Annotated in this window: 10 protein-coding genes; 3 read left to right on the top strand and 7 right to left on the bottom strand. The window is 63.9% G+C overall.

What is annotated here, in order from left to right; translation table 11 throughout:
- The first annotated feature begins 113 nt into the window (after window positions 1–113).
- Window positions 114–1,127, top strand: coding sequence for a MerR family transcriptional regulator (locus FYB76_RS03750; protein ID WP_154132741.1), 1,014 nt, complete (start codon window positions 114–116; stop codon window positions 1,125–1,127).
- Between the two features lie 218 nt (window positions 1,128–1,345).
- On the opposite strand, the gene FYB76_RS03745 is transcribed toward FYB76_RS03750, so the two are convergent.
- Window positions 1,346–3,067, bottom strand: a complete 1,722-nt coding sequence (locus FYB76_RS03745; RefSeq protein WP_154132740.1) for a methyl-accepting chemotaxis protein — start codon at window positions 3,065–3,067, stop codon at window positions 1,346–1,348.
- A 430-nt stretch (window positions 3,068–3,497) separates the two neighbouring features.
- Here FYB76_RS03745 and FYB76_RS03740 point away from each other — a divergent pair, with 430 nt between their 5' ends.
- Window positions 3,498–5,096, top strand: a complete 1,599-nt coding sequence (locus FYB76_RS03740; RefSeq protein WP_154132739.1) for a diguanylate cyclase domain-containing protein — start codon at window positions 3,498–3,500, stop codon at window positions 5,094–5,096.
- A gap of 10 nt (window positions 5,097–5,106) precedes the next feature.
- Here FYB76_RS03740 and FYB76_RS03735 read toward each other — a convergent pair whose 3' ends face one another.
- Genes FYB76_RS03735 through FYB76_RS03720 form a run of 4 tightly spaced genes read right to left on the bottom strand, consistent with a single transcriptional unit; the run spans window position 5,107 to window position 9,427 of the window.
- Window positions 5,107–6,246 carry an FAD-binding oxidoreductase gene (locus tag FYB76_RS03735; RefSeq protein WP_154132738.1) on the bottom strand — a complete coding sequence of 380 codons (1,140 nt, stop codon included), beginning with the start codon at window positions 6,244–6,246 and terminating at the stop codon, window positions 5,107–5,109.
- 21 nt (window positions 6,247–6,267) lie between these two features.
- A complete protein-coding gene (locus tag FYB76_RS03730) occupies window positions 6,268–6,618 on the bottom strand; it encodes a RidA family protein (RefSeq protein ID WP_154132737.1) in 351 nt (116 codons plus the stop codon).
- A 33-nt stretch (window positions 6,619–6,651) separates the two neighbouring features.
- Window positions 6,652–8,172, bottom strand: coding sequence for an amidase (locus tag FYB76_RS03725; protein ID WP_088757118.1), 1,521 nt, complete (start codon window positions 8,170–8,172; stop codon window positions 6,652–6,654).
- Window positions 8,173–8,191: 19 nt separating this feature from the next.
- A complete protein-coding gene (locus FYB76_RS03720; protein WP_187697726.1) occupies window positions 8,192–9,427 on the bottom strand; it encodes an MFS transporter in 1,236 nt (411 codons plus the stop codon).
- A gap of 160 nt (window positions 9,428–9,587) precedes the next feature.
- Here FYB76_RS03720 and FYB76_RS03715 point away from each other — a divergent pair, with 160 nt between their 5' ends.
- A complete protein-coding gene (locus FYB76_RS03715; protein ID WP_370516291.1) occupies window positions 9,588–10,016 on the top strand; it encodes a LysR family transcriptional regulator in 429 nt (142 codons plus the stop codon).
- Window positions 10,017–10,020: 4 nt separating this feature from the next.
- Here FYB76_RS03715 and FYB76_RS03710 read toward each other — a convergent pair whose 3' ends face one another.
- Together FYB76_RS03710 and adeC are read right to left on the bottom strand one after the other, a co-directional pair.
- Window positions 10,021–10,623 carry a TetR/AcrR family transcriptional regulator gene (locus tag FYB76_RS03710; RefSeq protein ID WP_088757115.1) on the bottom strand — a complete coding sequence of 201 codons (603 nt, stop codon included), beginning with the start codon at window positions 10,621–10,623 and terminating at the stop codon, window positions 10,021–10,023.
- A complete protein-coding gene (adeC, locus tag FYB76_RS03705; protein WP_154132736.1) occupies window positions 10,620–12,122 on the bottom strand; it encodes an AdeC/AdeK/OprM family multidrug efflux complex outer membrane factor in 1,503 nt (500 codons plus the stop codon). Before adeC ends, FYB76_RS03710 begins: the two co-directional genes overlap by 4 nt.
- Between the last annotated feature and the right edge of the window lies 1 nt (window position 12,123).

Raw genomic sequence — 12,123 nt, 5'->3', positions numbered from 1 at the left:
AAACAGAAATATTTACCAATCTCTTGCAACAAATTTGCTTTGCAACGACTCTGAACAGATATATTTAAAAAATATCCGTACATTTCGAAAATATTTTCGTTAAAAACATGACAATGACGAACAAACAAGCCCCCTCTCCTCCCCCGGCGGCCGCCGAGACGATGGAGCTGTCCGACCTGCCGCTGCTGCGCCCTGGCGCGGTAGCGCGCCAGCTGGGCATGTCTGTGGAGACCCTGCGCGCCTGGGAACATCGTTACGGCATCACCTCATCGCAGCATAGCGGCGGGGGGCAGCGCCTGTATTCGCAGGAAGACCTGCAACGCCTGGTGTGGATCAAGGCCCTGGTGGATGCCGGCCATCGCATCGGCAAGCTGGCCACCCTGGCCCCGCAAGACCTGCAGGCGCTGGCACAGGCCCTGCCCGCAGAGGCTTACGCGACGGCAGGCGCAGGTCATGGCGAGCACCCTTCGCACCCGCCCACTCGGCTGGCGCTGGTCGGCCCGTGGATGGCCGTCAAGGCGGTGGCGCAGGCACTGGAGCATCGGCAACTGCGCGTAGCGGCCGCCGTCGAAAGTCTTGATGAACTCGACCTTGCACAGGTCGACGCCGAGCTGCTCGTGCTGGAAAGCACGGTCCTCGACAGCGATCTCGACCAGCGTCTTGAGCGGCTGTACAACACCTCCATCAAGCTGCCCATGCTGATCCTGTATCGCTTTGGCTCGCCAGACATGGTGACGCGCCTGACCGAGGCCGGGCATCGGGTCGTGCGCAAGGCCGTGGAAGGAATCGATGTGGAATGGCTGTGCGAGATGATCCGACGCATGGAGCCGGCCACCGGCCACGCCGGGGGCGAGGAGGACGCCTTGCCGGAGCCGCGCTTCAGCGAGAGCACCCTGGCCTCGGTGTCGGAGCAGTCCGATCGCATGCAATGCGAATGTCCGCGCCATCTGGCGGAACTGCTGACGGCATTGGCCGGCTTCGAGCGCTACAGCCGGCAATGCGAGGATGACAGCGCAGAAGAAGCCGAACTGCACCGCGAACTGCGCATCGCCGCCGGACGCGCGCGGCTGCCCCTGGAAGATGCCTTGCAGAAGCTGGTCCGCTTCAAGGGGATTGCACTGGGCTAGGCAGGAATGCGGAAAGAGGCGTCGAAGAAATCACGTCCCCAATTCCGGTCCGAACAGACGCGCTAATTGACACCTGAATTCGGCCCCGATTTCTGCGCTCAATTCACGCCTGAATCCTGGCCTTGATGCCGGCCACCATTGGGCCGCGAAGACGTAAAAAACAGCGCGCCCAATGGACGCGCTGCTTGTTCACACTGTGCTACCGGGCTAGCGCAAGCTCAGAACTGCTCCCAATCTCCCTCAGCGGCCGCCGGCTTCAAGGCCGGTTGCGCCGCTGGCAAGACCTTGGCGGGGGCACTCGCCTTGGGGGCAGGTTTGCGCGGCAAGGCCGCCGCACGCGGCGTGACATCCACCGTGCGCGGCGCACTCACGGGTGCCGCACGATGCCCTTCATGGCTGCTCAGCTTGAAGATGCTGACCGTTTGCACCAGGCGGCCGGACTGTTCCTGCAGCGATTGCGCCGCCGCTGCCGCCTCTTCCACCAGCGCGGCATTCTGCTGGGTAACTTCATCCATTTGCACGATGGCCTGATTGATCTGTTCGATGCCATCGCTCTGCTCGCTGCTGGCGGCAGTGATCTCGGCCACCACATCGGTGACGCGCTTGACGCTGGCCACCACTTCATCCATGGTCGTGCCGGCCTGCTCGACCAGCCGGCTGCCGCTATCGACGCGCTCCACCGACGCATCGATCAGGGACTTGATTTCCTTGGCTGCGGCCGCGCTGCGCTGGGCCAGCGTGCGCACTTCGGAAGCCACCACCGCAAAGCCGCGACCCTGCTCGCCGGCCCGTGCCGCTTCCACGGCCGCATTGAGGGCCAGGATATTGGTCTGGAAGGCGATGCCGTCGATGACGCTGATGATGTCCACGATCTTGCGGGAGGCATCATTGATCTGGCCCATCGTCTGCACCACTTCACCGACCACGCTGCCACCTTGCATCGCGACCTGCGAAGCGGTCGCGGCCAGGGTATTGGCTTGACGGGCATTGTCGGCATTCTGCTTGACGGTGGAGGTCAGTTCCTCCATGGCCGAGGCGGTCTCTTCCAGGGCGCCGGCCTGCTGCTCGGTACGCGAAGACAGGTCCAGGTTGCCGGTGGCGATTTCGGCGGAGGCGGTATTGATGGTATCGCTGCCCTGGCGCACTTCGGTCACGATACGGTGCAGGTTCTGATTCATGGCCTTGAGCGCCGCCAGCAGTGCACCGGTCTCATCCTTGGCGGTATCGTTGATCTGCACCGTCAGGTCGCCGGCGGCCACCGCCGTAGCAACGTGCACCGCCTCGTTGAGCGGACGGGTGATGGAGCGCGTGATCAGCAGCGCGCACAGCGCCGAGAGGAGGATGGCAACACCGGAAAGCACGAGCACCGTATTGACGGCGTTGGAGGACTCATCAGCGCCTTTGGCCACGCTTTGATCCATGAGCGATACCTGGAAGGCGACCAGTTCCTTGAGCACCGCGAAGTACTTGTCCTGCGCCGGAATCACTTCCTTGAAAAGAAACTCTGACGCTTCCACCGTCTTCCGCTGGCGCAGCAAATCAAATGCCTTGTCGCGCGGCTTGGCGTAATCGGCCCGTACCTGCTTGAGCTTGGCAAACAACTCCTTGCCTTGGGGAGTATTAAGCCGCTTTTCCAGATCCGCCATGAGCTCGGTCACCTCGCGCGTACTGTTGAGAGAACGCTCGACATACTTGTCCAGAGTGGCTTGGTCAGGGGCAATGATCGCATTGCGCAAGGCGCGAGCGGCGGCGTTGACCTTGTCGCTGATCTGATTGACCAACGCCACCTTGGCGTATCGGTCATTGACGATTTCATCGGTGATGGCGCTGACCGCCCACAGATTCTTCACCGCCACAAATCCGATCACGCACATCACCACGATGAGTCCGGCAAAGGCCGCGCCGAGCCGAACACTGATCTTGATATCCGAAATTTTCATACTACCCCCTTGATCGTTTTACACCTGAGCCATCCCAAGAAACCCCTGGTCCCGGCACGCCTGTCGGCACCGAAACAGGTTGACTATAAACGATTTATTTAACGGATTCGGTGAAAATGTTTTTAAAGCGATTTTTCGTGGTTTTTTCACGGCAGAGTTGCCAAGCCGATTATTCAAACGTGAACAACGGTGAGGATTGATGCGCGGAAACCGCCGTTCCTCAAGGAAATTGCTGGTGCAAAGCAACAAGCCGGACTTCCCCCAAAAGCAACACCCGGCTTAACGTACATCAAACTTCACATGCTTTCCGGGTCAATTTGTATTGCAAAAAAGGAAATCAAAATACATCTGCAGTAAAATACAAATGGTGAATTTGATTAATTTGATTCCAGATTGACATGACTCACCAGAAGTCAGCCCGGAGTAAGCCATGCCCCTCAAACGTCTCAACAACAAGGTCAGGATCACTTCGCTGGTGCTGGCCATCCTCGGCAGCGCACTGTTTGGCTATGCGCTGCTCAATGGCAGCCTGACCAGCAGGGAAGCGGCCCTCAAAAGCGGGGAAACCGCCACCCTCAACATCGCCACGGGCTTGTCGACCCAGGTCAACCTGAGCTTTCGCGCGGCCGACCTGCTGATCCAGGAAATCGCCGAGCTGGAGGGCAACCGCAGCCTCCCGCAGGCTGAACTGCAGCGTCTGCTGCAAGACCTGCTCACCCGCCAGAGCAGGCTCTTCCCGGAGCTCGACAGCCTGCTGGTCATCGATGACCAGGGCCGCATCCTGCACCGCTGGCCCAGCCAGCCGGCACCGACCGGCCTGCCCGGCATGGAGCCGGCGGCCGCGATGGCACGCATGCAGGCCGGCCCTGAGGGCCGCAGCAGCGGCCTGCTCATCGGTACCCCCGTCATCAGCAGCGTGACCGGACACTGGGTCATTCCGCTCACGCGCCAGCGCCTGCGCCAAGGCAAGCCGGCTGGCACGATCCGCGTGGGCGTCAGCCTGGATCATTTCATGCGCCTGTTCAACGAAATCAACATCGGCAAGCAAGGTTCGCTGGTGCTGGCCAGCACCGATGGCAACATGCTGCTGCGCCGCCCCTACAGCGCCGAGTTCCTCGGCAAGAGCATGGCCGAGCTGCCGCTCTACCGGGACCATGCCCGGCAGCGCCAGTCCGGCTGGGCCGTGATCCAGTCGGCCCAGGACGGCGTGCTGCGCCTGAACTATTTCACGCGTGTGCCGGACTATCCGCTGTTCGTGACGGCGGCGCTGGCCCATGAGGACATGCTGGCCGACTGGCGCGAAGCACAGCGTGCGCAATTGATGGTGATCGTCGCGGCGGGGCTGCTGGTGGGCCTGCTGACGGCCTATCTGGTGCGCGTGGTGCGCATGCGCGACCGCGCCGAGGAAGAAATCGAGAAGAAGAACCTGTCCCTGAAATTGCTCACCGAAAACCTGCGGGCGCAGGCCATGCTCGATGGCATGACCGGCATCCCCAACCGGCGCTACCTGGATGAACAGCTGCAACTGGCCATGCAGAACGCCAGCCGCAGCAAGAGCGCCTTGTCGCTGGTGATGTTCGATGTCGATTACTTCAAGAAGTACAACGACCTGTATGGCCACATCCAGGGCGACTACTGCCTGCAGGACATCGCCCGCGTGCTGCGCGCGGTACAGCGCCGCCATGGCGACCTGGCGGCGCGCTATGGCGGCGAGGAATTCGTCCTGCTGCTGCCCGATACCGACCTGGGCGCCGCCCACCGCATCGCGCAGAAGGTACTCGATGGGGTACGTGCCCTGGAGATCCCGCATGAAGGCAATGCTGGCGGCGTGGTCACCATCAGCGCCGGCGTGATGACCTGCGTGCCGCGTCCGGACATGCGCATCGAGGATCTGTTCGCCGGGGCCGACCGTGCGCTGTACCGCGCCAAGGACAACGGCCGCAACCGCGTGGAGGACTGCCAGCTGCCGCGACCGGTGAAGGCGGCGGCCGCTGGCAGCACCGCTGCCTCATCGGGAAGTAGCGGCTGAGAGCGTTCGCTCAGCCCAGCCGTGCCGGACTCAATGCTGCGGCATCGACACCAAAGCGTGCGATATGCGGTGGTACAGGTTCGCCCCGGATCAAGGCCGCATAAGTCTCCCCTGCCGCCGGTGAAGACTGGATACCATAGCCCCCCTGCCCGGCCGCCCAGAACAAGCCGGGCAGCCGGGTGTCATAGCCACCCACGAAACTGCCATCGGCCACGAAGGAACGCAGTCCGGCCCAGACATGCGCGGGACGAAGGATCTCCAGCGTGGTGCCGTTCTGGATGTGATCGATGGCAATGGCGATATCCAGTTCCTCGGCCTGCACGTCGTGCGGTCCGACCGGATCGGCATTGGCCGGCGAGCCCAGCAGCAGGCCGGCATCGGGCTTGACGTAGAAGGATTCATCGACCGGCATGAACATGGGCCAGTGGGCGCTGTCGGCTGGCGCAGCGAAGGTGAAGGCCGAGCGCCGTTTCGGCACCAGCCCGATGGGTGCCGCCCCGGCCAGGCGGCCGATCTCGTCGGCCCAGGCACCGGCCGCGTTGACAATGACGCCCGCGCGCAACTCACCCTGACTCGTCTGCACATGCCACGTGCTCTCTGCCTGCTCACCGTCATGTTGCAGCGACTGCACCTCTGCATTGCACAGCACGCGCGCGCCTGCTGCCCGCGCCCCGCGCAGGAAGCCCTGGTGCAAGGCATGCACGTCGATGTCGCTGGCGTCTTCCTCATAGACCGATCCGATCAGGTCGTCTTCACGCAGCACCGGCACCATGGCGCGGGTCTGCGCCGCGTCCAGCCGCTGCACCTTGTCGGAGACCGAACGCACCAGGGCCTCATGGGCGTCGAGTTCTTCACGCAAGGCGGAGGTGGCGTAAAACAAGGCGCCCCGCGGCGTGAGCAGGGCATGTTCCGTAAATCCTTGCGGCGGACGATCGAAGAACGCGCGGCTGGCGCAGGTCAGCGCACGCACCTGCGGCGGACCGTAGCTCTCCATGTAGAGTGCGGCCGAACGGCCGGTGCTGTGGTAGCCCGGCTGGGATTCGCGCTCCAGCAGCAGCACGCTGCCGTGACGCGCCAGCCAGTATGCGATGGAGGCCCCGGCGATGCCGGCCCCGATGATGAGATAGTCGACGCGGCAATGCTGGCTCATGAACAGGCCCCCTCGATCAGGTCAAAGCGCGGCGATGACCGCCACTTCCACATCCAGCCCCGGCGCCATCAGCAGGGCCTGCACGCAGGCACGCGTGGGCGCGTAGCCGGCCGGCACCCAGGCGTCCCACACGGTATTGAAGGCCGCGAAATGGTCGGGGCTGGAGAGCCAGACATTGGCGCTGACGATGCGCTCACGGCCGATGCCCTGGGCCTGCAATTGCGCATCGACCTTGGCCAGCACTTCGCTGGCCTGCTGCGCAATGGAAGCACCGGCGTGGTCCGCCACCTGGCCGGCGACGAAGGCAAAACCATTGGCCAGCACCAGCTGGCTCATGCGGGCATTGGTATTGAAACGTTGGATGGTATTCATGGAATCGGTCGAGGTTGAAATTGACTAAATGATTTATACCGCCGCCTGTCCCGCCACGGCAGTGGCCTGCCCATCGAAGACGGGAGGATGGGTGACGATGGAGGTCAGCGGCGCGTGGACCGCCTTCAGTTGTGCCAGGTCAGGACGCGGCCGGCACAATGCGGCATCGCCCGCAAACGCCGCCTCCAGCGCGGCGGCCCAGGACAGCAGGCGGGCATCGTCGCGGAAGGCGCCGGTGACCTGCAAGCCGAAGGGCATGCCGCGATGGTCGCGGCCGCAGGGCAGCGAGATCGAGGGATTGGTAACAAGCGTGACCACATAGGTCAGGGCCAGCCAGCGATAATAATTTTCCAGCGCCACGCCGTTGACCTCCTTGAGATACAGCTCGCTCCAGGGGAAGGGAGATACCGGCGTGGTCGGCGAAACGATCAGGTCATAGCGCGCATACAGTTGCTGGAAGCGGCGGAACAGGCGGGTCTGCTCACCCTGCGCCCAGGCGCAATCGGACAGGCTCATGGCCGCGCCCATCTCGTAGTTGGCGCGGGTGTTGGTGCCGAGCGAGGCAGGATCGCGGCGATAGGCCGCCTCGAAACCGGCCACGAAGGCTTCGGCACGGATCACGTCGAAGGCGCGATGGGCCTCGCCCATGTCCATCTCCACCGGCTCGCAGACCTGCACGAAACGGCCGATGGCCGCCATCTTCTGGCGGAATGCCGCGCGGATGCCGTCGTCCACCTCGCACACGCCGAAGTCTTCGGTATAACCGATGCGCAGGCGCGACAGCTCCACCGGCGGCAGCGCCGCGAAGCTGCCTTCATCGACGGCGTAGCTGAGGGGATCACTCTGATGCAGTCCCAAGGTGGCGCGCAATTGCAGCACGGTATCGGCCACATTGCGGCCCATCGGGCCGACCACCGAGATCGGCGTCCAGCCCAGCAGCTTGCGTTCGCTCGGCACCAGCCCCGGTGAAGGACGGAAGCCGACGACGCCGCATTTGGCCGCCGGGATGCGCAGCGAACCACCGGTATCCGAACCCGAGCACAGCGGCAGCAAATCCACCGCCAGTGCCGCCGCCGAGCCCCCGGAGGAACCGCCCGCATTGAGCAGCGGATTGAAGGGATTGCCGGTGGCACCCCACACCGTATTGCGGCTGTTGGCACCGGCGCCCATCTCGGGCACGTTGGTCTTGCCGGCCACGATGGCACCAGCCGCGCGCAGGCGCGCTACCAGTGCATTGTCGCGTGTGGGCACATTGCCGCGATAGATGGGAGAACCGTAGGTGGTGAGCAGGCCCTCGGTTTCTTCGAGATCCTTGATGCCGATGGGCAGCCCGTGCAGCAGGCCCAGCGGGCGACCGTCGATCACGGCCTGCTCGGCCGCGCGCGCCTCCTGGCGGGCGCGCTCGAAGCAGGTGGCGGTCACGGCATTGATATGGGGATTGAGGTCTTCGATGCGGGCGATGCAGGCGTCCAGCAATTCGACCGGAGAGACTTGCTTGCTGCCGATCAGCTGGCGCAGTTCGACGGCAGTTTTTTCGACGAGGGAATCAGACATGAATTTCCTTGAGAGTGGATCAGGCCGGCAGCAACTGGCTGCCGGTCTTGCTGGTACGGATGAACAAGCTCACCAGCACAGAGAAGAGGGCCGCACCGATCAGGAAGGCAAAAGCGTAATCATAGTTGGCAAAGGCGCTCACCAGGAAGCCGATCACCAGCGGCGAAATGAAACCCGCCAGTTGCCCGCCCAGGTTGACCATGCCCACGCCGCTGCCCACCAGTTGCGCCTGCAGCAGCTTGGTCGGCAGCGCGATACAGGTGGCCAGAACGAAGGACTTGAAGAAATAGGCCAGGCATTGCCAGGCGATGACGCCCTCGACAGTCGCGGCAGTGTACATGCAGTAGACGAAGACTGCGGTGAGCAGCGAAGAAGCGATCAGCAGCACTTTCTCACGGCCGTCGAAGAAGCGCACCATCACCCAGCCGCCTATGGCAGTAGACAGCCCCGCCATGATGTAGGGCAGCGGCAGCAACAGGCCCACTGCCTTGAGGTTGAGACCGCGCACGGTCATCAGGTAGGTCGGCATCCAGCTGTCGAGTCCCTTGTTGATGATGGACAGGCCAAACCACACCGCCACGATCTTCCACATCAACGGCATCTTGAGCAGGGCCGCGAAGGCTTGATTGTTGATGGCTTTGGGACCGTCCTTGCCGGGCCGCACCGGCCGCACGCAGAACCAGTACACGAGGGCGAACACCAACCCGGCAACGCCGATGGTATGGAAGACCGCGCGCCAGCCGAAATGCATGATCAGCGGTGCAATCAGCAGCGGGGCCAGCATGCTGCCGATGTAATTGGAGGATATCAGCAGCGAGGACATCTTGGGCCGTTCCTCACGGCTGAAGTTTTCGGCCACGCCCTTGATGCTGGCGGCCGGAAACGCGCCCTCGCCCAGGCCGAAGGCGAAGCGGATCACCACCAGGCTGGTAATGGACCAGGCCATGCCGGTCACGCCGGTGAAGACCGACCACAGCAGGATGGAGATGACGATCACGGGCCGCGATCCATAGCGGTCTGCCAGCCAGCCGCCGGGCAGTTGCAACAGGGAATAGCCGAGGAAGAAGCTCGACAACAGGATGCCCAGGTCAGAAGGCTTCAACGCAAATTCGCTGGCGATCTGGGTCGCGGCGAAGGTGATGGCGGCACGGTCGATGTAGGACACGCACCAGCCCAGATACAGCAACACCAGTACCAGATACTTGTAGCGTCCCTCACCCTTCGCCTTCGTCATTGCAGCCTGTGCAGCATCCATGAAGCCTCCCTCGCGACGCGGCGGCAGGCACCATGCCGCCGATCCGTGAACGCATCCTAAGCCGGCATGTGGTTTGCCACAAGTACAAGTTTTCGAATTATCGATTGCCGAATCAGCAAACCGTTTCCACAAGTCACGGAGGTAAATCATCCGTACGCGCGTGCTGCAGGAGACGGCCGTACGCCACTTCCTCGAAGTGGTGCGGCGAGGTTCCATCACCGAGGCGGCCACTACGCTCAACGTGGCCTGGTCAGCCATCAGCCGCCAGATCGCGTGGCTCGCAGCCGAACGCATCGGCAACGAGCTGGCGGCTTTGAAGGGCTTGCGCCGGGGTGAAGTGAAACTGGCTACCATCGTGGACTTTGCGCTGGAATTCGTGCCAGCGGCGCTCGAACAATTCTGCCGCCAACACTGGGACATCCGCTTCCAGCTTTCGGTGGGCAATGCACTTCACGTGGCGCAACAGATCCGCGACAAGACTATGAAAACCCTGCAGCTGGAAATCCAGTCCCTGGCCGGCCGCATCCTGCCCGATGCGGCGCGCGCTTTCCTCAACGCCCTGATTGCGCGCGCCAGCGGGCGGCACTGAATGTTTACGCCACCTGTGCGCCTTGCAGCACCAATAACGGCGCCAGGTGGAAGGAATGTTCCAGGCGCGCCTGCGGGTCTTCCATGTGCTCGGCGATGACGCCCATGCAGGCCGCCACCAGGCAACGCGCCACATCGATGGGCGTGAGCCCGCGCCGCAACTGGCCGCGCTCATAGGCGATGTTGATGGCGGCAGTCAGGTGCTGCAAGGTGCGCAGGCTCAGCGATTCGATCCGCTCACCCAGTTCCTCGGGCAGCTCGGGCGTGCCGCGATAGCGCAGCACCACTTCCATGCGGCGCCGCTGCCGGACGTTGCGCAAGAAATCGAGCAGCTTCAACCACAGCACTTCGCGCAGCAACAACAAGGGCTGCTCGCTCTGGCGATACACCGCCAGTTCCGGACCGATATCGAAGGGCCAGACCAGGTCATCGAAGACCGCCTTGACCAGCGCCACCTTGTCCGGGAAGTGCCAGTAGACGGCACCTCGCGTAAAGGCGGCGCTGGCCGCCACGTGTTCCAGCGTGGTGGCCCGCACACCGCGCCGGGCAAACGCGGCCAGCGCGGCATCGAGCAGGATGGCGCGGGTCTTGTCGGCGCGCGGGCTCATGGCGCGGCCGTGGCCAGGTCACTCGCCACCGGCTGGCCGGAGCGTTCCACCCAGCCGCCGCCGAGGGCCTTGTAGAAGGTCACCAGATTGGTCCAGCGCGACAGGCGCGTACCGATCAGGGTCTTCTGCGCCGAATACAGCGTGCGTTGCGAATCCAGGACGGTCAGGTAGCTGTCCACGCCGTTGTTGAAGCGCGCCTGCGAGAGCCGGTACGAGGCGTCGCTGGCCTCCACCAGGTCCTCCTGCGCCTTCAGCTGGCGGCCCAGGGTATTGCGCTGGGCCAGTGCATCGGAGACTTCCTGGAAGGCGGTCTGGATGGCCTTCTCATACTGGGCCACGCTGATGTCGCGGCTGATGGTGGCGATATCCAGGTTGGCCTGGTTGGCGCCGCCATCGAAGATCGGCAAGGAGATCTGCGGCACGAAACTCCACGAACCCGAGCCGCCCTTGAACAGGCCGGCCAGCCGCGCACTGGCTGTGCCCGCATCGGCAGTCAGGCTGATGCTGGGATAGAAGGCCGCGCGCGCCGCACCGATGTTGGCATTGGCGGCACGCAGCGTGCGTTCGGCCTCGACGATATCGGCGCGTCGCTGCAGCAGGTCCGAGGGCAGCCCTGGCGGAATGGTCGCAAGCGGACTGGCAGCGGCCAAGGCGGTATCGGGCAAGCCTTGCGGCAGCAGGCGGTCCGGCAGGTCCTTGCCCACCAGCAGCACCAGGGCATTGCGGTCCTGGTCGACCTGGGCGGTATAGCTCTCCACATCCACGCGCGCACTCTCCACGCTGGTCTGCGCCTGGCGCAAGGTCAGCGCCGAGGATGAACCCAGCTCGAAGCTGCGCCGTGTGAGTTCGTAACTGCTGGCCTGGCTGGCCAGCGTGTCCTTGGCCAGGCGCAAGCGGTCTTGGTCGGAGGCCAGCGTCAGCCAGGCGGTAGCGACTTCGGCGATCAGGCTGATCTGGGTGCTGCGGCGCGCCTCGGCGGTGGAGAGGAAGGATTGCAGCGCCTGCTCCTTGAGGCTGCGCACCCGGCCGAACAGGTCCAGTTCATAGGCGCTGAAACCCAGCGTGGCGGTATAGCTGCGCGCGGTCAGCGCACGGCCGGTGGACGACAGGTCGGCCGGTGTGCGGCTGGCCGATTCGCTGGTGGCGGCGTTGATGGTCGGGAACAGCGCGGCGCGCTCCACGCCATATTGGGCGCGCGCCTTCTCGATGTTGAGCACGGCCACGCGCAGGTCGCGATTGTTGGCCAGACTGAGGCTGATCACCTCCTGCAATGTCGGATCGGTGAAGACATCACGCCAGCCGATATCAGAAACCGCCATGGCCGCTGTGCCACCGGCGGCGTTGGCGCTGTGGTCGCCCGCAAACTGGCTCGCCACGGGGGCAGCGGGCCGCTGGTACTCGGGCATCAGGGTGCAGCCGCCCAGCAGCATGGCCAGCAGCAGCGGTGTCACCAGCGCGCGGGGGCGATGCGCGGGGCGATGGGTCAGGGAAGGATTCATG

Source organism: Herbaspirillum sp. CAH-3 (assembly GCF_009668275.1).
In the GTDB taxonomy this organism is placed as follows: Bacteria; Pseudomonadota; Gammaproteobacteria; order Burkholderiales; family Burkholderiaceae_D; genus Herbaspirillum; species Herbaspirillum aquaticum.
This window is presented reverse-complemented; position numbering and strand designations above follow the sequence as displayed.